Origin of the sequence: Pseudoalteromonas sp. CO348 (assembly GCF_004208845.1) — a bacterium.
Taxonomy (GTDB): domain Bacteria; phylum Pseudomonadota; class Gammaproteobacteria; order Enterobacterales; family Alteromonadaceae; genus Pseudoalteromonas; species Pseudoalteromonas maricaloris.
This window is the reverse complement of the sequence record NZ_SGPI01000028.1, coordinates 100,882-127,616: the sequence shown is the minus strand read 5'-3', so window position 1 is coordinate 127,616 and position 26,735 is coordinate 100,882. Positions and strand designations below refer to the sequence as shown.

The window sequence follows — 26,735 nt, the reverse complement described above, 5'->3', positions numbered from 1 at the left end:
ATTCTTCTTGGCATTTGTAACCTCTTTAGTTGTATTGAATAATACCTCTAAACAGGTCTCCAATCTAAGTCTACCGTTACAATACCCAATCCGCCTTAAAAATTGCAGGGCCAGAAGAGGGATGGAGATTTGGGCCCGTCAAAAAGGTGTTGCAATCTCTGATCACTGTGATAATTTTATTTATGAACTAGCTCGACATGAGCATCAAGAAAAAGGGCGTATCCACTGCCCGCAACACGTTCCTGAGGAGCTGCATTCGCAGCATTATGGGTCATACGGCCACCCCACTATATACAACACAAATATAAACCACAGTAGTTCGCGCTGTATTTCAACAGAAATCACACGGCTCAGCTTTGTTGCTTTAGACCAGTTAGCCTTTATGTCTTATGACAATATGCACGGTTACGTACCGTTCATATGGCTTTAAAACTTACCTATTTTGGCGTTTCGCCCCCTGGTCTTCGGTTTGGTGTTTTTCTCAATACTTTCAAAATTACTTTTTAAATTTATGAGGAACATGAAATGAGCCAATTAGGATATCGTCTTCATCAAATGGTGAACGACACTCACCGCGAAAGTAGCTTTAGCACTAGAGCTACTCGAAGCAAAGTTTTAAACCTTGCTGCAAAGCAGCTACTCAAACATGGTTATAGATTAAAAGACCCGAGCGGTCTTAAAACCAAGCATATCAATCATCTTGTTACACGTTGGCAAGATGAAGGTCTAGCAGCTAAAACAATAAAAAACAGAATGGCGGCCTTGCGTTGGATTGCCGAAAAAATAGGTAAACCTAATATCTGTTCACGTAGCAATGATGATTACGGCATTCCAAGAGTTCGCAACAACCCCATTGGCAAGTCAAAAACGTTAGACATGGATAAACATGCGAAGATCAAGAGTGACTTAATCAAGCTTTCCCTGCGTTTGCAGCAAGAATTTGGGCTTAGAAAAGAGGAGTGTATGAAATTCAGCTTATCTTACGCTTTGATAAACGCTAACACTCTACAAATTAAAGGCTCATGGGCCAAAGGTGGCAAATACCGCAAAATTCCGATTTTAAAAGAATCTCAACAACAGCTTATTCGTGATATTGCCGCTGTTACTAAAGGCGCACTTATCGAAGCAGACAAAAACTATAAGTCACAAATGGAACAGTATGACCGCGAAACAATTAGAGTTGGATTAAATAAAAATCACGGATTGCGTCATCATTACGCTCGCGAGCGCTATTTAGAGCTTACAGGCTGGAAATGTCCTGCTGACGGAGGCCCGCATAGAAAAGAGCTGTCGCCAATTGATTATGAGCACGATACCAAAGTCCGTGAGCAAATTAGCCAAGAGTTAGGTCATGAACGTTTGAAGATAACCTATGCTTACTTGGGTAGTTAAAATTAGGCATGCCTAATTTTATCCGCTTACTGACCAATCCAATATCTTTTCAGCCAACTCGTCTTCAATGCAGTACAAGAAGGCAGTTGGCACCTTTAGAACACCGCTCAACGCGACTACCGTTTTGAAATCAGGAGTGTGAACACCACGTTCATATTGGTTCATACGAGCAGACGCAACAAATTTATCCATCCCCGCCATTATTCCTAACTGCTTTTGGGACAGACCGAGTCTTGTTCTTGCTTGCTTTAGCCGTGTTGGAAACGGCGAACCATCATTAGTTTTCAATTGGTGTAAGACATCTGCTCTTGAAAACTAAGATTTTCTTAGCTTTAATTGAATCTAGATACTAAGGAATGCTTAGCTATGGATTAGGCATGCCTAATTTTTTGGAGATAATGATTATGCTTGAAACTTTCGTGTGTGTGTCGGTAGGGGTTATTTACTTGTTGATTAGTATATTTACCGCTGATGATCAATCATCTACGGAAAATGAACAACTCGATAAGCTTGATGATGGTATGGGTAATATTATCGCTGATGGTGAACATATGACTCGTCAAGAGGCTGAGGATGCTCAGGCACGAGGCGAGTTATACGACACTTATTACTAGAGCTAATACATAGGCTAATTTGGCATGCCAAATTGGGGGCGGATATTATGAACGAAGAAAAATTGATTAATAACTCTGAGCTGCGGCCATTTTTACCCGCGTTTGCTGAGATCAAACATCGACTGCGTGGTATAGAAGTCGAATGTGAGCCACTAGGCCTTTCTTTTGATAAGGATGTTCAGACAGAAGAGGATATGTTACTCACTTTAATATCCCAAAAGGCGTTTGCGTTCGATGTAACCAACGAATATGGGGCTGTCTGGGATGTAAGACTGGAGCCCTTTTCAAAGTTTAAAGCGCGCAGCACCAAAATAACATTCCCGTTTACCGGCTATAATCCTAATAAGCGACAGCAAATCAGTAATTGGATTATCGAGTTGTGTAACTGGGAAGGTAACGTATTTACCGGTATTACCAGGCATTAAAATTAATAGGAACTGCTATGACAACATATGAATGGTTTCAAATGTGGGTGTTAATGGTGCTGGCTATTCGTGCTACTCGCCACTACGACAAACTAAAACACGATCTATTTAAAGCAATTAAAGAAGGGAGAATATAGTGATGGCTCCTTTGCTTACCGGATGCACCATGGTTTTGGCGCTGGTCATTTTTTTTGCTTTACTATTTCATTTTAATCGCGACAACCTCAATAAATTCGACTGATAACCCACTCTTTTGAACCAAGAAGTTAGGCATGCCTAATTCTTGGCGCCCAAAAACAGCTGTTTTCTTTTACTTTACGTGAAAATCAAACCCCTGAAATGGTTAAATTTCAGCTTATTTTTCAAGCTTAGAAAAAACCCTCCTAAAGTCACCCTAGTTTTTCGCGCTCACTCTGAAAGACTTTATGGCAGCCTGTTCTAAACAGTTTCACACGCTCATATAGCGTTTCGAATTATAAGGAACAGCACCAATGCTAAAAGCAAAACCTGACGGGATTTACGCCCTTAACAAAGATGGTGAAGAGAGAAAAATTTCCGGTCCAATAGAAGTGAAGGCTATCGTTTCTTCGCACGACAAGCGAGATGACTTTGGCCGACTATTAGAGTGGAAAAACTACTTTGGTTTACCGATTCGTGAAGTACTGCCAATGGGAGAAGTTGATGACAACTTCGCAAAAAAATTTAAAAAGAGGCTGCTTCGGTCAGGCTTTCAACTTTCGCCAGGAAAATACACGTGGGAATCTCTTTTAGCCTACCTAATCGAAACTCCATGTAATAAGCATGCATACAGCGCGAGACAAAGTGGTTGGGTGGACGGCCAATTCGTCACACCGGATTGGAGTATTGGCCGATATGAGACACCGGCAGTTTATGTTGGTGATTTTGCTGGTGACGGCTTAGTTGAATCAGGCTCTCTATTGGACTGGCAACAAAATATTGGAAAATATTGTCGGGGTAATCCAATCATGATTCTTGCTGTATGTACTGCACTTGCGGCCCCTATTATTGGATGGACTGATTTAGAAAGCTTCGGAATACAAATCGTCGGAAGCTCAAAATCAGGCAAGTCTACAGTGATGAAAGTGGCTGCCAGTATCTATTCAGATCAAACCTATTGGGAGACTTGGAGCTCAACATCTAACGGTATTGAATCTATCGCTCGTGCGCGAAATAACATGTTGCTTTGCCTTGATGAATTTAAGCAATGTCCCGCACAGGATATAGGCCAGTTAATTTATCACTTGTGCAATGGCGTATCAAAACTAAGAAGCCAGCAAGATGGTGCACTGGATAAGCGCTACCGTTGGCGAACAATATTTCTCAGTACCGGCGAGCTTACCCTTGAAGAGCTTTTGTTGGGCATTAATCAAAGTGTTAGTGCAGGGCAATCAGTCCGGCTGATAGAGGTTCCAGTATTTAGCAAATATGATGCTTTTGAAAATACTCATGGATTTACTTCAGCTAAAGAGTTTGCTGAGTACTTCTCATCCTGCGTAGGTAAGTACCATGGCACTTTCATTAAATCGTGGGTGGAAGCTCTCTCAAATTTTGATTGCCCCAATAATGAGGTTATTAAAGAGTACAAAGATATTCGGGAGCAGTGGCCCTGGCCAAAAAACATTGAGAGCCAAGCTAATAACGTTTTAGATAAGTTTGCTTTGCTAGCGGCCGCGGGGGAAATTGCCATTAATCTAGGACTGTTGCCATGGCACTTAGGTGAAGCTAAAGACGCATTAGAACAGGTAGCGACAATTTGGCTAGATGACCGAAATAGTACCGAGAATTCTGAAAGTAAGAAAATTATTAAGAAGCTAATCAAGCTAATCAATAAGTGGCGGCATAGCCTGAGTCATCGAAGAGAGTCACATAATGGGAGCGTTGGATTCTTTGAATCAGAGCCGGAACTGGCTTGGTACATCCCTCAGCTGCTATTCAAATCGGAAGTGATAGAGTCTGTTGCTCATGAATACAGTCAAACAGTCCATTACATGCTTCAAAAAGGTTGGGCCATTTCCAATGAAGGCACGCGTCGCACATTTAAAATAGGAGGAGAGCGGTTTATTAAGTTCTTTCCCGAAAAAATCTGTCGCGAATGCGGTGAAAGTGTGGATCTATCCCACTTTCACGAAAATGATAACTCATTGAATAGTAATGCTAATCCCACTTTCCCAGTTTCCCATAGCGAGAATTACTAATGCTTACTGATCAACTATTTGACGAAATAAAATGCGTTATTGAAAGCCAACTTTGCAAAGTAGCGCTCAACAGCAAAGAGTTTCTTACATTTGACGAGTGTGTCCAGTACACAGCACTGAGCCCGAATTTCTTGCGTCAACAAGTTAGAGAAGGGTTGCCCTATTACAAGCTTGGAGGCCGGCGAACCTTTTTCAAGAGAACAGAAGTTGATACTTGGATACTAAAGAATCGCGTGGAACTTGGAGACGAACATGAATAACGAGCTATTTGAAAAACGAGCGGGCATTTTAAAGCTTTATGGCGAAGAAGAGCGACTGATAAGTGAGACTGAGCGCTGCCGCAGAACCGGCATAAGCCGCACTACCTGGTGGCGTATGCAAAAGGCGGGAGAAACCCCGCCAGCCTCCAGCGTTGGAAAGGGGAAAGCCCGCTGGTTGCTGTCTGATATTTTGCTTTGGATGAACAAATAAATGGTTTAGGCTTTGACGAGTTGACAGATAGCCTATTGATAAAGGAATAATTATTGAAATATTTAGCAAATGTTGAAGCGAAGGTATTCCATCGCCATTTTTCTGAAGATTCGTTCGATGAAATAAAAAAATTGAATAATATTAAGAGTTTGAAAGTTGCTACTTATGGGCCCGCAAAATCCCTGTTTTCAACAGTCAGGTTTATAGTAGAAGACCTTGCTTCAGAAAATACTGAGGTTGAAATTTTATATGGTATTTCCAATTTCAACCATAAAAATACTGAAAATGAGGTGAAAGCTTGCCTGAAAAGACTTGCAAAAAGTGAATTTAACAATGTAAAGCTCTTTTTGCACTCAAGATCTCATGTTAAAGCAATCAGTGCAGACAGTGACCTTTATCTAGGATCTCAAAATGTTGCTACTACCTCTAAGCCGATGCACGAATTGAGTGGTGAAGGATACAAAACATTGTTTTCTAGTCACGAGGTTATTATTAAAATAAGTGATAATAACAATGAGTTAATTAGGGGGATTTTAAAAAATCTAACAGACGATAACTTTTGTTGTACGTTATTTGAAAGCAAACAGTGCATAGATGACATAGATTTTAAAATTCTTAGGTACTGGTATGATTACAACGAAATATTAGATTATCTGAGTTTTTTTGAAGGGATTGTTAAACAATACGAAGAATTTATTTTTACTAGTGAAATTTCATCCGAAATAGAAGTTGAAAGATTGCATGAGATTCTTAATTTATTGGCCGATATTTTTCACTCAAACAGCAGTGATAAAACTTTAATTCTGCTAAATGATTTAATCGAAAACACTTACGCGGAGTCATTTTTAGATGAGTCCACATTAGATAAAATTAGCAATTTAGAAGGGATTATAGAAGAAATAATAGAGTTGAATGAAGCCAGTCCAAATCAAATCCGATCAGCCAATTTGGAAAAGGCTAAAGAATTAATTCAACCTTCGGATGTCTTTATGATAAATGAAGACGAACTGGAAGATGTTATTTATAAAATTAAAAATACAATAGATTACGGATATGCAACTGACAAAGAATCCTTTCTAGAATTCTGGGAGCATGAAATTGTGGATCACATTAATTCTAACCCAGGTGATTTCGATTTATCCGATTATCCTATAGGTGAAGATAGCCGCACACATGTGAAAGATATTTCCATAGCGGTAAGTCGTGAATTTATCTCACTAGACCAGCAGGTCTATTTTTTATCCCCTCAGATAAAAGAGCTTACTGTACAAGTGTTGGATAAGGTCATACCGATTCTTGTTGAAATACATGAAACAAGAGTGTCAGAAGCGTACGACATTCTAGAGTCAGCAATCGCCGAACATAAAGAGAAGGTCGAGCGTTTTGATATGAATTGATTGATAATATACCTTACCCGCATTAGTTTTGCCTCTTCACTACTGAAGAAGAGGCTCTAAAGTTACAGATACTGCTTGGTGAATTTCCTTCCTCTGTTCAAAAAAGTCATGCTTGTTGTAAATCTCATCTAACTTGCTGATTTTATGATTTAAACAACGCTCTAAATGATCATCTTGAAACTTTAGTTCTGACCCAATAGACCTGAACGTACGTCGAAGATCGTGCACTCTAAAATGTTCTAAATCGCCCATACGGTTTGGTGGTTGAACTTTCTTACTACGATCTATACCGAACAGTGAATTTATTGCACTGTTCACGGTGTCTGAACCCATATACGGTTTGCTGCTTTTGCGTCTAGCTGGGAATACATAACTTGAGCCATGTGAACGAACTTTTAGTTCTTTAAGCCATTCTACAGCGAGAGGTGGTAACGGAATCTTGATAGCTCTAAAATTTTTCTTGGTACGCTCTTTTGGTAAATGCCAAACCGCATTGTCTAAATCGAATTCATGCCATGGGGCTTGAATTAATTCAGATTTACGTACTCCCAAAACTACCAACAAGCAGCAGGCCAAGTAGTTGTCGCGAGTAAAAGACTCAGGATATTTTCTGAATACGCTGAATGCTTGCTCCACTTCATCAATCGTCAATACTCGTTCTCGGCATGACTCATCCCCTCCTGCATCTTTATAACTGAATGCAGATGCGGGATTGTTCAGTGTAATATTTAATTGAATAGCATGCTTAAAAAGGTTGTTAAGTAGATCAAGGACATCATTTGCGACTGTAGGTCGCCTACTGTCGGTAATGATATTTAGGATATCTCGAATGTGGAACGCATTAACCTGCTCAACTTTAAGGTGACCAATGAATTTGGCTACATTGTTGTCATATTTACTTTTCGGGATATCAGGCCTTTTTAATCGTTTGAGCAGCTTATTTTCATACATATCTTGAAATAGCTCGTTAAAAGTCATCCCGCTATGTTTAGTCAGAGAGCTCAATGATAGTGGATCAATGCCTTCTCTCAGCATGGCTCTGATCGTTTCAGCCTCACCACGAGCTTCAGCCAGTGTCAGTTGTCCGAATTTACCCAGCGACTTTTCCCTCCTCTTTTCGTTGAAGGAATATCTCAGGGACCAGTATGGTTCGCCACGCTTCGGAACGACGAATAATAAACCGTTTCCATCGGATGTTTTACTATGCTGACCTTTAGCAAGTATGTTGACTTGTTTAACTGTTAAATTTGGCATTTTTTCACCTCTTGCACTCACCAGTAGTTTGAGACTAGCAGTGAAAAATACTCACCACAATACTCACCAATTGGATGAAACAGAATGAAAAAATACGGAACCATAAAAAACAAAACCCCGCTGTAATGCGAGGTTTTTCAATGTGTTAAGAGTTTTTGTGAACGCTAGTGAGCTTTATTCAATATTCTGGATCTGCTCGCGCATCTGTTCGATCAACACCTTTAGTTCAACCGCTGCATTGGTGATGTCGCTGTTGATTGACTTTGAGGCTAGGGTGTTAGATTCGCGGTTGAATTCTTGCATCATAAAGTCTAAACGACGGCCACAAGCGCCTCCTTTTTTGAGGATTTTGTGGGTTTCTTTGACGTGTGACTTGAGGCGGTCGAGTTCTTCTGCAACATCTTGCTTTTGCGCAAGGTAAATCAGCTCTTGCTCTAGGCGGCCTTCGTCGATGTCGGTTTTTAGTTCTTCTAACTTTTGTGAAAGTTTTTCACGTTGCCACTTAGTGACTTCAGGCATGTAGCCTTCAACGATGGCAACTTGCTCTAGAATACCTTCAAGACGAGTGGTGAGCATGGTTTCTAGGTTTTCGCCTTCACTTGCTCGTGCAGCTTTAAAGTCTTCTATTAGCTCATCAAAGCCACCTAACAGTTCGCTGTTTACGGTGTCTAAATCGACTTCTTCGGCTTCCATTACACCTGGCCAGCGCAGAATATCTACTGGATTGATATCACCGCCGCTTTGTGATTGTAGCCACTTTGCGCTTTCAACAAGTTGCTTTGCAAGCGATTCGTTGACGGTTAGTTGGCCAACGTGCGCAGGATTTGCGGTGAACTTTAGGAATACTTCAACTTTGCCGCGTTGTAGGTGTTTACGCAGGCGTTCACGTATTACTGGCTCTAAGCCTCTAAATTGTTCTGGTGCGCGGATAAAGGTTTCGAGGTAGCGTTGATTCACTGAACGAATTTCCCAAACCCCAGTGCCCCAGTCACCTTTCACTTCTTTGCGGGCGTAGGCGGTCATACTATGGATCATATAAAGTCCCTAAATTAGCTTGGTTTAACCGGAGCATTATAGCCGAATTTCCACACAGCCCTAAAGTGAATTTTATTTTTAGTCGGATCGCGTGGCATAGTCTCTATGATCCCTTTATAATGTACGGCAAATTTTGATGATGGGGGAACGTGGATGCGTCCAAGCGAAAGAACTGCAAATCAGATCAGGCCGGTTACATTTACTCGTAACTATACAATGCACGCTGAAGGCTCAGTAATGGTAGAGTTTGGTAACACTAAAGTGTTATGTACGGCTTCTGTAGAAGCGGGTGTGCCACGCTTTATGAAAGGTCAAGGCAAGGGCTGGATCACCGCAGAATACGGTATGCTTCCGCGCTCTACACATACGCGTAACAACCGTGAAGCGGCACGTGGCAAACAAGGCGGCCGTACCATGGAAATTCAGCGCTTAATCGCACGCGCGCTCCGTGCCGCAGTTGATTTAAAAGCGTTAGGTGAGAACACCATTACTATCGACTGTGATGTTATTCAAGCGGACGGTGGTACACGTACGGCATCAATTAGCGGTGCTTGTGTGGCATTAGTAGATGCACTAACGCACATGCGTGCCAAAGGCATGATCAATGTAAACCCGTTAAAGTTTATGATAGCGGCAATCTCGGTTGGGGTTTATAAAGGTCAGCCAATTACCGATCTTGAGTATCTTGAGGATTCAGAGGCTGAGACAGACATGAACGTGATCATGACTGAAACTGGCAAACTGATTGAAGTACAAGGGACAGCTGAAGGCGAACCGTTCTCGTTCGACGAGCTAGATGAGTTACTAGGTCTTGCGAAACACTCAATTCGTGAAATCATTGATCTACAAAAGCAAGCGTTAGCGTAATCAACACTCAGTAGGAAAAACATGAAACCGTATCAAAAAGAGTTTATTGAATTTGCCTTAGAAAAGCAGGTGCTTAAGTTTGGCGAGTTTACTTTAAAGTCTGGTCGTACTAGCCCTTATTTTTTCAATGCAGGCTTGTTTAACACGGGTCGTGATCTGGCGCGTTTAGGTCGTTTCTATGCTTCGGCATTGGAAGATGCTGGCATTGAGTTTGATGTGTTGTTTGGCCCAGCGTACAAGGGTATTCCTATTGCGACAACGACAGCCGTTGCACTTGCCGATCATCACAATAAAGATGTGCCTTACTGCTTTAATCGTAAAGAAAAGAAAGAGCACGGTGAAGGCGGTAACTTAGTAGGTTCGGCGCTTGAAGGTCGTATTATGCTAGTTGATGATGTGATCACGGCGGGTACTGCTATTCGTGAGTCGATGGAAATTATTGCTGCTAATGGTGCTGATCTTGCTGGCGTATTAATCGCATTAGATCGCCAAGAAAAAGGTAAAGCGGAGCTTTCTGCTATTCAGGAAGTTGAGCGCGACTTTAATACTCAAGTGGTGTCTATCGTGAAATTGGCTGATCTGATCACTTACCTTGAGCAACAAGGTGGTATGAATGCGCACTTGGATGCAGTTAAAGCATACCGTGATAGCTACGGTGTAGCGTAAGCCCTACGATTTTCTGCAGATGGCTAGTACCATGCTAGCCATCTATTTATCCAAACCTCAGGTTATTTACTTCTCTTTTATCTCAGTTTTATTGCGTGTCTTTACACAGCTCTTAATTCAAACTCACTATTGGTATATGGCGTAGCGCCCAATTAGCAAGTTCAACTCGGTTGCGCGAATTGGTTTTTTTAAATGCGCTGTAGATATGCGTTTTAACTGTGTGACTACTTATGTTTAGTCTATCAGCGATATCTTCGTTTTTAGCACCAGCAGCAATAAGCTTGATCACAGACTTTTCTCTGCCAGTAAGCATATTTAACTCTTCATTACTTAAGATAATGTCGCTGTTAGGCAATGCTTGTGGCATCGCGGCGATCAGTTCGCTAAATGCCTCTGAGATAGCGCTGCGACAAAACCAAAGCTCGCCTTTGAGCACACTGCTTAATCCTTGAAATAACGTCTCTGGTGGAGCATTGTGATAGAGTATGCCTTTCACATTGCCAAGTAGCGCCGTTTTTTCATTAACGTTGTCTTCATTGGCATTAAAGAGTAGTACTTTGTGTTTAGCCGCCAATAGCTTTACTTCAGCACTGATAAGTTCATTACAATCTCGGTGTTCTGTATCTACCAAAAATAATGCGATTTGTTCACGCAGCGCTGGCTCTGGTAGTCGAGTATCAACTTTGACTGTATGTCCTAGCGTCTCCAGCACTTTGATTAGCACAGTATAATTGGTGGAACTGGTATTGGCTCGAGCATGAGTCAGAATAAAAAATGCTCGATCTTGCCATGCTAGCGAGTTGTTGGAATATTCCTTTGCAAACATAGAAGTATTAAATCCTTTTTTATTCCAGATTGAAATTAATATACATTTGTTTTACAAAAAATTTAAGTTATTTATTAGGCTCAAACTAAAAAGCTGAGCCTAATACCATGCTTGTGTAAGCTAAGACTGTTTATTTGTACAATGCACGCCATGCACAAGTACGATAGCCGTTCTTCTCAAAGAAGAAGCGATTACAGTTATCGTCATAGTTGGAGTTACCCACATCTATACGATAGCCACTGATGTACCAGTTATGCAGCGAAATATGCCCACCGTTGTACAGTAGCGAAAAGTGAACGTGAGGACCGGTTGATTGACCACCTTGGCACAATGCTGTTGCTTTATCGTCCGCATAACGGCCAAGCCAAGCACCTGCAGAAATGACATCACCAGTGTTATATTGCAAACTTTCCATATGGTAATACTGAGTTGAATAACCGCTTGAGTGAGTCACGCGAATATTACAAGCTGAGTAACGAGTCACTGTGCCGCCATGCGCTGCTTGAACCCAAGGTGTATTACTTCCCCAGCCACCTGAGCCGTTATTAAAATCAAGCGACGAGTAAGGGTAACCTGAACCTGTATTTGAGTGTGCGCCACCGCTATACCAAGCGTAACCGGATGGCCATGGGAAGCTCATGCTAAAGCTAGCAGCTGATACCGCTTGTGTTGAAGCTTGTTCATTAAAAGCGAGGCTGTTGTCCGCTTTTAATGCTAATGACTCACCGTTAAATAACGTTTGGTAAGTATTGAATAGGGCATCTGCCGATGTGTGTGTCAGATCTGCAAGTGCTACGGTTGCTTCGTTTACTGCTGGTAATTTTTTAGCTTTGCCTTCATCACGAAGTTTTTGGAATGCGTAGTATCTTGCACTGAGATTAAGCGCTACATCTTTTACTTGCGCATCAAATCCATGTTCATGAGAGAGTGTACCAAACGGTGCAAAGAGGGATTGTTTATCTGGGTTACTTATCACACCAGACTCAAGTTCCATTAGTGCCAGCAACAATTTAGGGTTAATACTGGCATATCCAGCATAGTGCAAGATCACTTCGAGCTTGTCGCTTAAATGCGGTGCCGTGCTGTCAAGCACCTGCTGCCAATCTACTTGTTGTAAAGCATTGCTGAAAAGAAACAGTTCAGGGTTTACTGCTATTACACTAGAAATAGGTAAGGCACTGATGTGTTCAGCAGTAAATTCAGGCATAGCTACAGAGTCATGCTGACCTGCAGCTGTTGCCTGATGTGAGAGGAGCGCGATTAAACACGCTGATAGATAGTGGCGTTTCATGTTGTATCCTTTCTGTTTGTTTTTTGTTCAATCAAGTTATACCTAAATGTGAGTATTTTGTAAAATAAAAGTTTAAAATGTGATTTTGTTGAGTGGTGGCTTAGATTTTTGCCTGCTAGATTGGGGTTTTTTGTAAAAGCGACTATAAAAAAGAAAGTGGTGTGTTGCGGAGGTTGCTATGAAAAGGCTAATTACTCTGTCTCAACTAGAAGAGTTGCTAGAGGAAAGGCAGGGGGGAGAGCGTCGAAAACAACGAAGCAATGTTTTGCCTTTCGTCGAAAGGCGCAACCACGTAAGGAGAAAAGCCGACAAACAATACCTTCAAAATAGAATGGATTAGTACACTCCTTACCCTACTATTTTGCTGTGAGTCCTGCATCCGAGTAAAACGCGTAAGGTAATTGATTCGTCTTCGCGTGATACATAGCTTTATCTGCTTTAGCAACTAACTCTTCTGCTGATGTGGCGTCAGTTGGATAAATCACTGCGCCAATGCTTAAGTCCAGTTTTACTTCGCGGATATTGGCGCTTTCATCTTGGAGACAGTAATTATCACTGAGCAAGTCATACTTATGCTGAGCAAGTTTTCGTAACTGATTTTTTTCGGTTAGATGAGGGGCGATAACCACGAATTCATCACCACCGTAGCGTGCAACAAAGTCTGACGCACGTTTATACATTTTAAGTTTTGCTGCCAGTATTTTTAGCAATTGATCGCCCGCTTGATGACCAAGCTGATCATTGACTGGTTTAAAATTGTCGAGATCAATAAACAGCACACCAAATCCATGACCATACCGCTCTGACTCAGAAATCGCTCTTTCTAATTCGTTATCAAATGCGCCGCGGTTATGTAGCATAGTGAGTCTATCCATCACCACTAGGTTCTCTAGATTTCGCTGCATTTCGTAGCGTTCTTTTGAGAAGGTGATTGTACGTGCCAATAGTGGGCCGCTCACTTCGTGTTTTGGGATATAATCTTGCGCACCAAGTTGAATTGCCTTTTCGCCAAACAGTGTTTCAGATACCCCTGTTAGCACGATTATAGGGGCGCTGATTGGCAACTGTTTTACTTTAATCAGCGTGGTCAGACCTTGGCTCTCATCGATATTTAAATCGATAAGGATGGCTTCAGGCTTGACTGTGTTTAAGGCGGTTTCAAGTTGTTCTAAATTTTTGAAGTGTTTAACGTTAAACTTTTGTCTACCATCAGTACTTGCAAGTGTGCGCTTTACTAAGTAAGCATCTTCATCGTTGTCTTCAAGAAGATAAATCAGCCATGTATTCATAGTTACCCTTGCACGACACAGTTATTGTCAAACCAATACTGCTTGATTAATTTGATCAACGACTCTAAATCACTTAAGCGTCCGGGCTTGGTAATATATGACTTAGCGCCCAATTGATATGCTTTACGAATGTCACTGTGGTGAGTAGAGGTGGTATAGCATACCGTTATTAATTTATCGGCAACTTGTTCATTTTTTAAAGCTTCCATAACTTCAAAGCCACTCATTTTTGGCATGTTTAAATCCAGCAAAATAACTTGGTCGTAGGTTGCGATAGAGTCGAGGTAATGCAGCAGCTCATGACCGTCAGAAAAAATTTTAAGCTCTGGCGCATTGGCAATACTGCTGTATGCTCTTTTAAAAAAGTAGACATCATCTGGATCATCTTCAACTAATAACAGTTCCATTATTACTCCTTAACTTCTTTTGGCAGTATGATTTCAAACAAAGCGCCATCATCACTTTGCAGGCATTTTATTGTGCCGCCATGTAGTTTTACGATTTGTCGGCACAGCGCAAGTCCAATACCACTGCCATACTCTTGTGTGGTGCCAAAACGCCTGAACGGTTCAAAGATTTGCTGACGTCGAGATTTTGGGATCCCAAGCCCATTGTCTTTGTAATGGATCACCGTTTCATGGCCGGTTTGGCTGGCGTAAATTTGGATTACGGGCGTAACCTCTGGTGACTTAAACTTAATGCTGTTACTGATTAAGTTTTGCAGCACTTGAAGAAAAAGCGAGGGATCAAGTTCGATAGGTAAATCACCATTCTCTAGCTTAATTTCTGCGCCGCTTTCCTCGATACTAAAGCTCATCACTTCACAGATATCTTCTAACAATAAAGTGAGATTGGTTGTTTGTAGCTTCAACTCATGGGAATGCAAGCGTGATAGCTTGAGTAGGTCTTGGATCATGATCCGCATTCGTTGACTGGCATCAACCAAGCGCTCTATTTCAAACTTTGCATCGTCGTAGTCTTTGAGTTCTGGCGTAATTCTTTGCGCCAAACTGTCTGAAAAAGCGGTGATCTTTCTGAGTGGCTCTTGTAAATCATGAGAAGCAATATAGGCAAAGTGCTCAAGGTGGGCGTTGGATTCTTGCAGTTGTAATAGCAATTCGGTGTGCTCAGTCATATCGACAAAAGTACCCAGCATCAACTCTGGCTCGCCATTGTGATCTCGAGTGATCACGGTATCGACAGAGTAGCACCAAACCCAATGCCCTTCTTTGTGTCTAAAGCGATACTTTATTGGGATAAGTTCACCGTCTTGGCTGGCTCTCACTTCATCAATATGCTCGTAAACGAGTGCGCGTTCACTTTCATGAAAACATAGTTCCAAATTTGAGCTTTCTAACTCTTGAATTGTATAACCAAGGAGTTGAGTATAACGCTTGTTTATACGCGTGTTCTTGTGGAGTTTTAAGTCGAAGAGATAAAGGCCACACACTGCTGAATCTATCATTCGCTGTAAAAAGCGCTGGTTGTCTTCAAGCTCTTTTTCTGCGAATTTTCGCGCAGTAATATCGACGGCGATACCAACGATCCGCTCAACTTGGTTCTTACTGTCTTTAAGTGGATAAAGAGTCGTCTGATACCAATGTTCTTTATTTTTGAATGGTATCATTTCGGTGTAATCTACGGGTTTTGCGACCTCAACGCAAAGTTGGTAGTTTTTTTCGATTCTATCTACTAGCTCCGCTTCTAACACTGTCCCTCTTAGTTGGCTGAGGGTTTTACCCAATATTTCATCAAGTTTGACGCCAGTGCGCTGGCAGGCAAACTTATTGTACTCGAGCACTCGAAATGTTTGCTTTTCTTCTACCTTTAATAGCCAAATAGCCTGACTTGCACCTTCGTAGATGGCATTGAGAATTTTGTTTTTTTCCGCCACTTGCAGCTCAAGGGATTTTTTCTGATGGATATTTCTAAGTGCTCCAGACATCACCAATGCTTTACCGTGGTCGTCAAATTGGCTGTTGCCTACGGCGGAAAACCAAGCGTATTCTCCTTTGTTGTCTCGCCCTAAGTACTCGACAAAATATTGATCTTTGGTGGCAAAGTGATGGTCTATGGCATCTTGCACTTTACCCTGATGGTCTGGGTGGATATGTGCAAACCAGTCGTCATAGGTGACTTTTTCGTCATCGCGCTTACCTATCATGGTTTTTAAACGAGATGAATAGCTGACGCTGTTGTCGACAACGTTCCACTCCCAAATGCCATCTTCGGTTGCCCCGATTGCACGCTTCATTTGCTCGGTGGATTCCGCGAGTGCTTGCTCTGTGCGTTTTAGTGACGAAAGGTTATTAAACACCGCTAAAATGAGATTAGCACCGTCATGGGGTTCTTGTACTAAGCGCATCTCCATCGGGATTTGATTGCCAAATTTGTCTTTCACATGGCACAGTGCTTCTTTACTGTAATCGTTTTGGTTAAGTAGAGATTGGCTAATGGACTCTAAGCTGTCGAACGGATCATCCAAACTGACAATATCGTGTAATCTCAGTCCAATTAACGCATCCGGCGTGTCGTACCCAAGCTCGCGATAAAAATAAGGATTGCACTTACTCACGGTAAGTAGCTGGTCAAGCAACAAGGTACTGGTGGGTAAGGCATCGAGCATAAACTCGGTAACTCTGTGTTGGTCTAGTTGCGAATGGAGCGCCTGCTTTTCATCGGTAATACGTTTGAGCCTTGCGGTTACGCCATGGAATTGATTGGGGGTTGGGATTGCGACTGCGCTTGGGATCAGTCTAAAAAGATAAACTGCTGTTACCATTGAGATAAACGCTGTGACTGCTTTTGAAATGCCATGAATACCATAAGCGCCATGCCAAACGGTATAAACGCCAATTAAGTGCGTGAGTCCACATAAGGTGATGAAGCTACAAAACAACACAAAGACCCAATTTCTGCCAACATCAGGGCGTTGTTTTGCATAAATCATAATCGCCATGGGAATAGAGAAGTAGGCTGCGGCTATCAAGATATCGGAGATGACATTGGTCCACAGCAGGTGAGGTTGCCACAAATAGCAATGACCATGTGGCATGTACGCGCTATTAAAAAATGACTCAAATGAGTTCAAATCCATGTTATTTCCTTACCTCAACGTAAAGCCGATTCATATAAAAACATCCGCCGTTAAGACGCTAAAAGTACACTCAAGCTACGATAGTAAAATACGCTTTAAAAGTCCTATTGCTCTGCTTTAACTGTAGTATATCTATTTGAAATTTCGACAAGAGGCGCAAGAAATCTTTATCGTGAGGTAGGGAAGAGGGGAGTTGAGAGATTCACAAGGTGAAGCGCGTGGCTTCACCTTGTTATTCGGTGAGTCGAAGGTACTTTTCGGCTAACTGATCAAGACTTTCTTTGTGGTTTGGATCTGGTTTAATGCAATCAATGGGACAGACACTCACACAAGTTGGTGTGTCGTAATGGCCAACGCATTCAGTGCATTTGTCAGGGTCAATTTGATAAATTTTATCGCCCATGTAAATGGCTTGATTAGGACACTCAGGGTCGCACATATCACAGTTGATACATTTATCATTAATAAGTAGTGCCATCGTTATGCCTTTTTAAAAGGATTACGAGTGTCCTCACTTTGGCCTAAATTGCGCATTAAAATGGCGTGACTTAAGTCTATGTCCTGCGGTAATGGAATTTTGACGATATGACCCGAGCCCTTGGCGTCATCTATCGCTTCGCCTTTTTTATTTTCCATGTGTTCAAGATTAAAGTGAATATTGCCCTTAGGTGTCATCAATTCTAAGCTGTGACCAGTACAGAACTTGTTTTTAACCTCAATTTCAACGAGACCATTATTAGTGCGACCTAGCACTTCACCAACAAACTGCTGTTGGTCAGACACCGAATGACCGTAGTCGTAATTTTGATAGTCTTGATGTACATGACGTTTCAAGAAGCCCTCGGTATACCCTCGGTGGGCTAGGTTTTCTAGGGTTTTCATTAAGCTTGGGTCAAATGGTTTACCTGCAACAGCATCATCAATGGCTTTACGATAGACTTGTGCGGTGCGAGCAACATAATAGAATGACTTGGTTCGGCCTTCGATCTTAAGGCTGTGCACGCCCATACGAGTCAGTTGATCAACATACTGGACAGCACGTAAATCTTTGGAATTCATGATGTAAGTACCGTGCTCATCCTCAAATGCTGGCATGTATTCACCAGGTCGACCTTGCTCTTCGAGCATAAACACTTCGTCGCTTGGTTGACCTTCCCCTAAGGTTGGAATAATCGCTTTTGGATCGACCTTATGGACAACATCGCCGGTTTCGTTTTCTTGACCAGGTTTGACATCGTAGCTCCAGCGGCAGGCATTGGTACAAGTACCTTGGTTTGGATCGCGCTTGTTGATATAACCCGACAATAAACAGCGACCAGAATAAGCCATACATAAGGCGCCGTGAACGAATACTTCAAGCTCAGTGTCTGGACACAATGTACGAATTTCTTCTATTTCTTGTAGCGACAACTCGCGAGAAAGAACAACGCGCTCAACCCCTTGTTTGGCCCAAAATTGCACCGCCGCATAGTTAACAGCATTTGCTTGTACGGATAGGTGAATTGGCATGTCTGGCCATTTATCGCGCACCAGCATAATTAGCCCGGGATCGGACATGATAAGCGCGTCTGGCTTCATCGCGATAACAGGCTCAATATCACGTAAGTAAGTTTTCACTTTGCCGTTGTGCGGCGCAATATTTGATACGACATAGAGCTTTTTGTTTTGCTGGTGGGCTTCATTAATACCGATTTCGAGGTTGTTTAGGTCAAATTCGTTATTACGTACGCGCAGACTGTATCTTGGTTGTCCGGCGTAAACAGCGTCGGCACCGTACGCAAAAGCGTAACGCATATTCTTTAAACTGCCGGCAGGAGAGAGAAGTTCTGGTACAAACATGGTTTACCTCATACATTGAACTAGGGCCTGTTGACCTTTGCTGTTTTATTTTTGTTCTCCTGAGTGTGTTTTGGTCGCGACGCTCGACTTGCCGCCTAGTAATCTAGGCAAAAGTTGAGCAACAATGAACAAAGCGCACTCAGGTGAACCCAAAGGGCAGCGCTTGATTGGCATTTCTACTGTGTTATCGCCTGACTCACATAGAACAACTATGCTACGCAGGCACTGCCTTGTATAAATACCAATCAAACTGCTGCAAAAACAAACTTGAAAGATAAACAGGCCCTAATTACGGGTCAGCTGTTGAGTGATTTCGCGTGCTGATTCTAAAAAGCGGCGCAGTATAGAAGAAAGCTAAGTAAGTAATCTTGATGTAGATCAGGTTTTTTGACATTGTGCAAGGAAGGGCAAGTGGCCTTACTGTTAAGGCTTCTGTGGGCAATTCTGCGTATTTAATCGACAAATAATTCACCAAACTTTCGTTTCTTCGCAAAGAAAGCGGCGTGAGATAGTAGGTTTTTTCTACCAAAACACGTATAATTCGCGCCCGTTAATATTCACAATAATATTTTGGAGCAAAAAAGATGGCTTTAGAGCGCACTTTTTCAATCATCAAGCCTGATGCTGTAGCTAAAAACCACATCGGTGCTATCTACAACCGTTTTGAGTCTGCTGGTCTTAAAATCGTTGCATCAAAAATGGTTCACCTTTCTCAAGAGAAAGCTGAAGGTTTCTACGCAGAGCACAAAGAGCGTCCTTTCTTTGGTGCACTAGTTTCTTTCATGACTTCTGGTCCAGTAATGGTTCAGGTGCTTGAAGGTGAAGACGCAGTTCGTAAAAATCGCGAAATCATGGGTGCTACTAACCCTGCTGAAGCGCTAGCTGGTACGCTACGTGCTGACTACGCAGACAGCATCGACGAGAACGCAGTACACGGTTCTGACGCGCCTGAGTCTGCTGCTCGCGAAATCGCTTACTTCTTCGCTGAAGAAGAAATCTGCCCACGTACTCGTTAATTCGAGACTTGGTGCCAAAGAAGGGCTTTCGAGCCCTTTTTTTGTCCCGTAGCTAAGTTGCGGGATAAGCGTGCTTTGTAAAGTAATCAAACTACTTCACAAAACACGTTACATTATTTGTGATGTTTGCTGCTTTTTTGTACAATGCGTTGTTGGCAATTTAGCTGTTCTTACCGTCTTTAACCGAGGTTGTTCATGACCACTATTGAGAAAAAAATTAACTTACTTGATTTAAATCGCGAGGGGATGCGCGAGTTGTTTGCATCATATGGCGAAAAGCCGTTTCGCGCGGATCAGGTGATGAAATGGATTTATCATTTTGGTATCGACAACTTTGATGACATGAGCAATTTGAACAAAAAGTTGCGTGCGCGGTTGCAGGCTGAGTGTGAGATTAAAGCACCTGAAATTTCAGTAAAGCAGGTGGCTTCTGACGGTACCATTAAGTACGCTCTAGTACTTGAAGGCGGCCAAGAAGTTGAAACCGTATGGATCCCAGAAAAAGACCGAGCAACACTGTGTGTGTCTTCTCAGGTTGGTTGTGCTTTGGAATGTACTTTCTGCTCAACGGCGCAGCAGGGCTTTAACCGTAACTTAAAAGTGTCTGAGATCATTGGTCAGGTTTGGCGCGTGGCAACCGACATTGGTCTGCATAAAGGCGATAGCACTAAACGCCCAATTACTAACATCGTTATGATGGGGATGGGTGAGCCTCTGCTAAACCTAAATAATGTTGTACCAGCGATGGAACTGATGATGGACGATTGGGCATTTGGTTTATCCAAGCGCCGCGTTACGCTAAGTACATCGGGTGTGGTACCTGCGCTTGATATCTTGAAAGAAAAGATTGATGTGGCACTGGCAATTTCGCTACATGCACCAAACAATCCACTACGAGATGTGCTTGTACCAATCAATAAAAAGTATCCGATTGAAGAGTTCCTAGCAGCATGTCGTCGCTATATCGATGGTTCTAAAGCGAATAAGGACGTCACCATTGAGTACGTGATGCTACAAGACGTTAATGACAGTACAGATCATGCCCATGAATTAGTACAAGTACTCAAAGGCACGCCGTCAAAAATTAACTTGATCCCATTTAACCCGTTCCCGGGTAATGAATATGGCCGCTCTAGCAACAGTCGCATCGATAGATTTTCTAAGGTGTTACAAGCTGCAGGACTGACGTGTATTGTTCGTCGCACCCGCGGCGATGACATTGACGCCGCATGTGGACAGCTAGTGGGCGATGTCGTAGACAGAACCAAGCGTTTAGCTAAGAAAAAACAGCGTGACGACAATGCCATTGCTGTCAATGTGAGCGCACAATAATATTCATGAGCTGGGTTTACCCAGCTCATTTCATCTTGACCACAGATAAGTTCTGACTATCTGGTAAAAAATAGATGAATCTCTTAGCCTTTTGGGTAATATAGGGCACACATAGAACCCAGTGGCATTCAAAGGTGAGTGATGCAATCGCGAAATTATCGCAAAACAGGATTGGCTGCATCCATTCTCGCAGGCGCGAGTTTAGTTCTGTCAGGTTGTGTGACGGAGAGTAGTTATCGCTCCGACGGGCGTCCTGTGGCCGAACAACAAGTCAATAACACCAATGCCGCAAGAACTCGCATTGCACTGGCACTTCAATATCTCAATTCAGGTAATACTACCTCAGCCAAATTTAATTTAGAGCGGGCATTACAGCTAGCGCCAAAACTGGCCGAAGCTCATTATACGTTGGCGTATTATTACGAGCAGGTGGGTGAGCAACAACGCGCTGATAATGCCTATCAGGCGGCTTTGGATATTGAGCCAGATAACCCCGACACGCTAAATAACTATGGCACTTTTCTTTGCCGCGTTGGTCAGTATGACAAGGCGAGCCAATATTTTTTCAAAGCGATTGAGGTACCAAGTTATTTGCGGGTATCGGCAAGCTACGAAAACTTGGCGCTGTGTGCGCTGAAACAAAATGAGTATTCCCTAGCCGAGGAATATCTGCAAAGCGCGATTAAGCATAACGCTCAGCAGATGTCGTCGCAACTAGCGCTCGCGGGCCTATACTATGCTCGCAGTGATTTCTTAAGAGCAGAAGAAGTGCTTGATAATGTTGCCAAGCGTGGATTTATTTCACCAAGAAGCTTAATGCTTGGGCACTTAGTACATATGCAAATGGGGCACTTACAGAAGGCGCAAGACATCGCCACGACTTTGGTGCAAAGTTACCCAAAATCTGCTCAAGCAGGGCTGATCTTAACGAATAATATCGCTGCAAGTGAATTTGAACGGTTGCGCAATCGCTACCGAGAAGCGCAGTTAAATAAGCTTGCCGAGGCGTCGCCTAGTCATATTGTTGCGAATCCAAAAATTAAAATTAAACGTAAGAAAACGCAATCGAATTCAACCCAGTCATTCACCGTTGATTCACCCGCTGAGGCCAATAATTTTGCGCCTTCGGCAAAACCTGAAGTGGCAAAAAGCACGTCTTTAGTGAACGTTAGCTCGGACTCTGAAGCTCGGGTTGAGTTTTATCAACCGGATCCATCGGAAGTCACATTTAGTCCTCGTTCACGTGAGCCTCAAGTGTTAGCGTCTACGTCATCAAGTAGTTCAAGTGTGCCGTTATTAAATCGTGACGTTGCGCCTCCTCAGGTACCTTTTCATACTGTTATTGCAGGTGAAAACCTATTTAGTATTTCAGTCAAATACGACATTAAAATGGTTGAATTGATGGAATATAATCAAGTGCGGGAATCTGCAAGATTGTACGCAGGTCAAAAGGTGTATCTTAACAATCCCAATGTCGTGCATGAAATTGCGGCGGGAGATACTTTGCTCAGTATTGCCGATCGATATGGTGTGTTGATCGATGAAATTATGCGATGGAATAAACTCACTCCTGATGTGGCGCTGCAAGCAGGCCACGGATTACTAATTGTAGACCCAACAAATTACGTTTTATGAACCAAACAATGAAAGAGCAGGAAGCACCTGAACAAGAGCAGCCTTCACTCGGGCAAACTTTAGCAACGGCAAGACAAAATGCCGGGATCAGCTTTGCTGAAATTGAATCGCGCTTAAAGATGACTCATGCCCAACTTACCAAGCTCGAGCAGGATGACTATCAAGACCTAGGGCCTGAAACCTTTGTGCGTGGCTATATTAAAAATTACGCCGCGTTACTGGGATTGAATCCGACGGAAGTACTGGCTCGATATCAATCTCCGGAGTTGCCGCCACAGAAAAAGCGAATGCAAAGCTTTTCTCGCCGGACTCATAAAGAAGCCCACGATAACCGCCTAATGATGGTGAGCTACATTGTGCTGGCTATCGTGCTGGGGTCGTCGGCATTTTGGTTTTGGCAGACTAGTAGCTCAGAACAAGAAGTGGTGCCTGAAACGCCGGTCACTCAGCTTGAGACGCCAGTTGAAAATGCCACAACGCCAAAGGTTGATGAGTTAGCATTACCTACTGAGCAAAACAATGACACAACCCCGCAAAGCGAGCCACAGGCGAGTGAAGCGGAGGTTTCAGTGCCAGTTGAAACGAAACCGCAAGCGACAAAACGAGACTCTGCATTGAGCACGGTAGTCATGCATTTCAACGAAGAAAGTTGGGTTGAAATGTTTGACGCAACACAAGAGCGTGTCGCGTTTGGTGTTAAAAAAGCGGGATATACTATGACAGTTGAAGGTAAGGCCCCTTTTTCTGTTATACTCGGCAAGCATCAGGCCGTAGAGGTCACGCTTGACGGTAAACCAGTGTCATTGCCTGCGTTTACTAAAAACCGTCTAGCTAAATTCAATTTACCGTTAACAGAGTAGTCAGCATGTTTTCAGAACCACCTATAAAGCGTAGAAAATCAACAAGGATCTATGTCGGTAATGTGCCTATTGGTGATGGCGCACCGATAGCAGTACAGTCTATGACGAACACCAATACTCTAGATGTTGATGCGACGGTGGCACAAATTAAAGCTATTCAAGACGCCGGAGCGGATATTGTCCGTGTTTCTGTGCCGACAATGGATGCAGCTGAAGCATTCAAAAGCATTAAAGAGCAAGTGGATATTCCACTCGTCACGGATATTCACTTCGATTATCGTATTGCATTACAAGTGGCTAAGTACGGTGCCGATTGTTTGCGGATAAATCCTGGGAATATTGGTAGTGAAGACCGTATTCGTGCAGTGATTGATGCGGCGGGTGAGCACAACATTCCAATTCGTATTGGCGTGAATGGCGGCTCACTAGAGCGCGATTTGCAAGAAAAGTATGGTGAACCAACACCTGAAGCCTTACTTGAGTCTGCGATGCGACATGTCGAAATTCTCCAGCGCCATAACTTTGATCAGTTTAAAGTCTCGGTAAAAGCTTCCGACGTATTCTTAGCCGTTGGCGCTTATCGTTTATTGGCAAAAGAAATCGACCAACCTCTGCACCTTGGGATCACCGAAGCAGGTGGTTTTAGAGCCGGTTCAGTTAAATCGGCAGTTGGTCTAGGGATGTTACTTGCTGAAGGAATTGGTGATACATTACGTGTTTCACTTGCGGCTGATCCAGTGCAAGAAATCAAAGTGGGTTTTGATATTCTAAAGTCACTGCGAATTCGTTCGCGCGGCATTAATTTTATTGCTTGCCCAAGTTGCTCTCGCCAAGAGTTTGATGTAGTGAATACAATGAATCAGCTGGAAGAGCGATTAGAAGATATCGTCACGCCAATTTCGGTGTCTGTGATTGGCTGCGTGGTCAATGGCCCTGGTGAAGCACTTGTCAGTGACTTAGGTCTTGCTGGCGCAAATCGCCGTTCAGGCCTTTATATCAATGGCGAGCGCCAAAAAACACGGATTGATAATGATGATATCGTCGCTCAATTAGAGTCTCAGATCCGAGAATATGTAGAGAAAAAAGAAAGTGAAGAAAAAATCGATGTAAAAATCATCGACTGACACCTGTGTAATCGTTAAGATAAGCGAATTTCGCGCTTTCTCACGGCGTGCTAAACTGCACGACGATAAATGGCATTAAAGAAATAAAACCAATGCGATGAGGCTGTTTGAGCGTATTTAGCCAAAGGTTCAAGCAGCAGTAAATCGATTGGTGACAAATTTAAGTTAGGGTTTTCAGTGACTAAACAACTTCAGGCAATCCGTGGAATGAATGATTGTCTGCCAGGTGACACGCAAGTCTGGCAGAAAGTAGAATCGGTATTAAGAGAGACAGTAGCGGCTTTTGGTTATCAAGAGATCCGCTTTCCAGTCGTTGAGTCGACCGATCTATTTAAGCGCTCTATCGGTGAAGTGACCGATATCGTCGAAAAAGAAATGTATACCTTTGATGACCGTAATGGCGATAGCTTAACGCTACGCCCGGAAGGTACTGCTGTGTGCGTACGAGCGGGTAATCAAAATGGTTTGCTATATAACCAAGAACAGCGCCTTTGGTACATGGGGCCGATGTTCCGCCACGAAAGACCGCAAAAAGGCCGTTACCGTCAATTCCATCAATTTGGTGTTGAAACTTTTGGTATGGCAACACCAGATATTGATGCTGAAGTGATCCTAATGACGGCGCGCTTATGGCAGCAGTTTGGTATTCAAGATCATGTAAAGCTTGAGCTCAATTCTTTGGGGTCAAATGAAGCGCGTGCTGAATATCGCGATGCTCTGATTGCATATCTGGAGCAACACAAAGAAGCGCTTGACGAAGACAGTCTGCGCCGTATGTACAGCAATCCACTGCGCGTGTTAGATAGCAAAAACCCAGAGGTGCAAGCTGTACTGGTTGATGCACCTAAGCTTTCTGAACACTTAGATGAAGAATCACGCGAACATTTTGCTAATTTGTGTGAACGTTTAGACGCAGCTGGCGTCGAATACCAAGTTAATGAAAAACTGGTACGTGGCCTAGATTACTACAACCGCACCGTATTTGAGTGGGTGACAACAAGCTTAGGTTCTCAGGGTACTGTATGTGCTGGCGGCCGTTACGATGGCTTGGTTGAGCAACTTGGCGGCAAAGCAACGCCAGCCGTTGGTTTTGCTATGGGTATCGAACGTTTAGTGTTGATGCTACAAACGCTGGAATGTGTGGGTGATATTCGTCGTAATGCTGATGTATATGTCGTTGCTATGGGTGACAAAGCGGCGATTCAAGCTCCAGTAGTTGCACAGCAATTACGAGATGATATTGCTGGCCTTCGCGTGATGGTTCATTGTGGCGGTGGCAACTTTAAGAAACAATTTAAACGTGCAGATAAAAGCGATGCTGTTATTGCGCTCGTGCTAGGCGAAGATGAACTCGCTGAAGGCAAAGTGACAGTGAAGTATCTGCGTGAAGAGAAAGAACAAATCACCTTACCACTTGCAGAAGTAAAAACGCTGTTAGCAGAGCTGGTAAGCTAAGAGGTTAGAATGGAAATTTATTCAACAGAAGAACAACAAGCAGAAGCAATAAAACGATTTTTCCGTGAAAATGGTACAACGATAGTAGTCGGTGCCGTGCTTGGTTTAGGTGGTCTGTATGGCTGGAAAGCGTATAACCAAAGCCAGATCGATAGCGCAGAAGCAGCATCAGAAGCATTCACTCAGGTTGTTGAAAGTGACGATGTACTAGCAAAAAGCGACGCCTTTGTTGCTGCAAATGCAGATTCTAACTACGCCGTGTTAGCGGCTTTCGTTGCTGCTAAAGAGGCAATCGACAAAGACGATCTTAAGCTAGCAGCTGAGAAGCTAACTTGGGCGGCTGATAATGTTGCCAACGCTGAGCTAAAAGCAACGGCTTTGTTAAGACTTGCACGTGTACAAGCGTCTCAGTCTCAATACGAACAAGCACTTGCAACACTGGCTAAGCCTATGCCTGAAGCGTTTAAGGCGCAGCTTGCTGAGATCCAAGGTGATATTTACCTTGCTCAAGGCGATAAAGATAAAGCACGTAGTGCTTATCAATCGGCATTAGAAGCGGCGGAAGGCAATAGCAACCCTATGCTGCAAATTAAACTGGATGATCTTGCACAAAAGACAACGGTTTAAGGAGTTG

The 26,735-nt window shown here is 43.0% G+C and carries 26 protein-coding genes; 16 read left to right on the top strand and 10 right to left on the bottom strand.

Annotated features, from left to right (window positions below; all coding sequences use genetic code 11):
• Positions 1 to 430 (top strand): hypothetical protein (locus EXT48_RS23725; protein ID WP_205992084.1); only part of this gene is annotated, 430 nt, incomplete at its 5' end.
• A 95-nt stretch (positions 431 to 525) separates the two neighbouring features.
• Entirely contained in the window at positions 526 to 1,392 is an 867-nt protein-coding gene (locus EXT48_RS13945; protein ID WP_130164797.1) for a phage integrase N-terminal domain-containing protein, read from the top strand.
• An 18-nt stretch (positions 1,393 to 1,410) separates the two neighbouring features.
• Here EXT48_RS13945 and EXT48_RS13940 read toward each other — a convergent pair whose 3' ends face one another.
• Positions 1,411 to 1,680 (bottom strand): helix-turn-helix domain-containing protein, encoded by a 270-nt coding sequence (locus EXT48_RS13940; protein WP_101566470.1) that lies wholly within the window; start codon positions 1,678 to 1,680, stop codon positions 1,411 to 1,413.
• Between the two features lie 116 nt (positions 1,681 to 1,796).
• Here EXT48_RS13940 and EXT48_RS13935 point away from each other — a divergent pair, with 116 nt between their 5' ends.
• From EXT48_RS13935 to EXT48_RS13915, 5 genes are all read left to right on the top strand, one after another.
• Positions 1,797 to 2,006 carry a hypothetical protein gene (locus tag EXT48_RS13935; protein ID WP_105167653.1) on the top strand — a complete coding sequence of 70 codons (210 nt, stop codon included), beginning with the start codon at positions 1,797 to 1,799 and terminating at the stop codon, positions 2,004 to 2,006.
• 47 nt (positions 2,007 to 2,053) lie between these two features.
• Positions 2,054 to 2,431: a hypothetical protein gene (locus EXT48_RS13930; RefSeq protein WP_205992082.1), complete on the top strand. Its 378-nt coding sequence runs from the start codon at positions 2,054 to 2,056 to the stop codon at positions 2,429 to 2,431.
• Positions 2,432 to 2,922: 491 nt separating this feature from the next.
• On the top strand, positions 2,923 to 4,647 hold the full coding sequence (locus tag EXT48_RS13925) for a DUF927 domain-containing protein (RefSeq protein ID WP_130164796.1): 1,725 nt from the start codon (positions 2,923 to 2,925) through the stop codon (positions 4,645 to 4,647).
• A gap of 252 nt (positions 4,648 to 4,899) precedes the next feature.
• On the top strand, positions 4,900 to 5,118 hold the full coding sequence (locus tag EXT48_RS13920) for an AlpA family transcriptional regulator (RefSeq protein ID WP_130164795.1): 219 nt from the start codon (positions 4,900 to 4,902) through the stop codon (positions 5,116 to 5,118).
• Positions 5,119 to 5,171: 53 nt separating this feature from the next.
• Positions 5,172 to 6,515 carry a hypothetical protein gene (locus EXT48_RS13915; RefSeq protein WP_130164794.1) on the top strand — a complete coding sequence of 448 codons (1,344 nt, stop codon included), beginning with the start codon at positions 5,172 to 5,174 and terminating at the stop codon, positions 6,513 to 6,515.
• A gap of 39 nt (positions 6,516 to 6,554) precedes the next feature.
• Here EXT48_RS13915 and EXT48_RS13910 read toward each other — a convergent pair whose 3' ends face one another.
• Both EXT48_RS13910 and EXT48_RS13905 read right to left on the bottom strand, forming a co-directional pair.
• Entirely contained in the window at positions 6,555 to 7,769 is a 1,215-nt protein-coding gene (locus EXT48_RS13910) for a site-specific integrase (RefSeq protein WP_130164793.1), read from the bottom strand.
• Between the two features lie 174 nt (positions 7,770 to 7,943).
• Positions 7,944 to 8,804: a YicC/YloC family endoribonuclease gene (locus tag EXT48_RS13905; RefSeq protein WP_130164792.1), complete on the bottom strand. Its 861-nt coding sequence runs from the start codon at positions 8,802 to 8,804 to the stop codon at positions 7,944 to 7,946.
• Between the two features lie 153 nt (positions 8,805 to 8,957).
• On the opposite strand from EXT48_RS13905, the gene rph reads away from it, so the two are divergent.
• On the top strand, positions 8,958 to 9,671 hold the full coding sequence (gene rph / locus EXT48_RS13900) for a ribonuclease PH (protein ID WP_010377321.1): 714 nt from the start codon (positions 8,958 to 8,960) through the stop codon (positions 9,669 to 9,671).
• Between the two features lie 21 nt (positions 9,672 to 9,692).
• A complete protein-coding gene (gene pyrE, locus EXT48_RS13895) occupies positions 9,693 to 10,337 on the top strand; it encodes an orotate phosphoribosyltransferase (RefSeq protein WP_130164791.1) in 645 nt (214 codons plus the stop codon).
• Positions 10,338 to 10,449: 112 nt separating this feature from the next.
• Here the strand turns inward: pyrE and EXT48_RS13890 are convergent, their stop codons facing one another.
• From EXT48_RS13890 to yegQ, 7 genes are all read right to left on the bottom strand, one after another.
• On the bottom strand, positions 10,450 to 11,163 hold the full coding sequence (locus EXT48_RS13890; protein WP_039494376.1) for a response regulator transcription factor: 714 nt from the start codon (positions 11,161 to 11,163) through the stop codon (positions 10,450 to 10,452).
• Positions 11,164 to 11,293: 130 nt separating this feature from the next.
• Positions 11,294 to 12,454, bottom strand: coding sequence for a M23 family metallopeptidase (locus EXT48_RS13885; protein ID WP_130164790.1), 1,161 nt, complete (start codon positions 12,452 to 12,454; stop codon positions 11,294 to 11,296).
• 356 nt (positions 12,455 to 12,810) lie between these two features.
• Positions 12,811 to 13,743, bottom strand: coding sequence for a GGDEF domain-containing response regulator (locus EXT48_RS13880; RefSeq protein WP_010377329.1), 933 nt, complete (start codon positions 13,741 to 13,743; stop codon positions 12,811 to 12,813).
• Positions 13,744 to 13,745: 2 nt separating this feature from the next.
• The gene (locus tag EXT48_RS13875; RefSeq protein WP_010377331.1) at positions 13,746 to 14,150 is read right to left on the bottom strand and encodes a response regulator; all 405 of its coding nucleotides are present in this window, start codon (positions 14,148 to 14,150) and stop codon (positions 13,746 to 13,748) included.
• A 2-nt stretch (positions 14,151 to 14,152) separates the two neighbouring features.
• Positions 14,153 to 16,840 (bottom strand): PAS domain-containing sensor histidine kinase, encoded by a 2,688-nt coding sequence (locus tag EXT48_RS13870; protein WP_130164789.1) that lies wholly within the window; start codon positions 16,838 to 16,840, stop codon positions 14,153 to 14,155.
• A gap of 232 nt (positions 16,841 to 17,072) precedes the next feature.
• Positions 17,073 to 17,318: a YfhL family 4Fe-4S dicluster ferredoxin gene (locus tag EXT48_RS13865; RefSeq protein WP_010377334.1), complete on the bottom strand. Its 246-nt coding sequence runs from the start codon at positions 17,316 to 17,318 to the stop codon at positions 17,073 to 17,075.
• A gap of 2 nt (positions 17,319 to 17,320) precedes the next feature.
• Entirely contained in the window at positions 17,321 to 18,679 is a 1,359-nt protein-coding gene (gene yegQ, locus EXT48_RS13860; protein ID WP_130164788.1) for a tRNA 5-hydroxyuridine modification protein YegQ, read from the bottom strand.
• Between the two features lie 584 nt (positions 18,680 to 19,263).
• Here yegQ and ndk point away from each other — a divergent pair.
• From ndk to EXT48_RS13820, 7 genes are all read left to right on the top strand, one after another.
• On the top strand, positions 19,264 to 19,695 hold the full coding sequence (gene ndk, locus EXT48_RS13850; protein WP_010377338.1) for a nucleoside-diphosphate kinase: 432 nt from the start codon (positions 19,264 to 19,266) through the stop codon (positions 19,693 to 19,695).
• 195 nt (positions 19,696 to 19,890) lie between these two features.
• On the top strand, positions 19,891 to 21,027 hold the full coding sequence (locus EXT48_RS13845) for a bifunctional tRNA (adenosine(37)-C2)-methyltransferase TrmG/ribosomal RNA large subunit methyltransferase RlmN (protein WP_069020890.1): 1,137 nt from the start codon (positions 19,891 to 19,893) through the stop codon (positions 21,025 to 21,027).
• Between the two features lie 141 nt (positions 21,028 to 21,168).
• A complete protein-coding gene (pilW, locus tag EXT48_RS13840) occupies positions 21,169 to 22,662 on the top strand; it encodes a type IV pilus biogenesis/stability protein PilW (RefSeq protein WP_130126837.1) in 1,494 nt (497 codons plus the stop codon).
• A gap of 8 nt (positions 22,663 to 22,670) precedes the next feature.
• The gene (locus EXT48_RS13835) at positions 22,671 to 23,522 is read left to right on the top strand and encodes a RodZ domain-containing protein (protein WP_239358677.1); all 852 of its coding nucleotides are present in this window, start codon (positions 22,671 to 22,673) and stop codon (positions 23,520 to 23,522) included.
• A 5-nt stretch (positions 23,523 to 23,527) separates the two neighbouring features.
• Positions 23,528 to 24,646 carry a flavodoxin-dependent (E)-4-hydroxy-3-methylbut-2-enyl-diphosphate synthase gene (gene ispG / locus EXT48_RS13830; protein ID WP_017217050.1) on the top strand — a complete coding sequence of 373 codons (1,119 nt, stop codon included), beginning with the start codon at positions 23,528 to 23,530 and terminating at the stop codon, positions 24,644 to 24,646.
• A 177-nt stretch (positions 24,647 to 24,823) separates the two neighbouring features.
• Entirely contained in the window at positions 24,824 to 26,101 is a 1,278-nt protein-coding gene (hisS, locus tag EXT48_RS13825; RefSeq protein WP_130126835.1) for a histidine--tRNA ligase, read from the top strand.
• Positions 26,102 to 26,110: 9 nt separating this feature from the next.
• A complete protein-coding gene (locus EXT48_RS13820) occupies positions 26,111 to 26,728 on the top strand; it encodes a tetratricopeptide repeat protein (protein WP_045987786.1) in 618 nt (205 codons plus the stop codon).
• Positions 26,729 to 26,735: the final 7 nt, after the last annotated feature.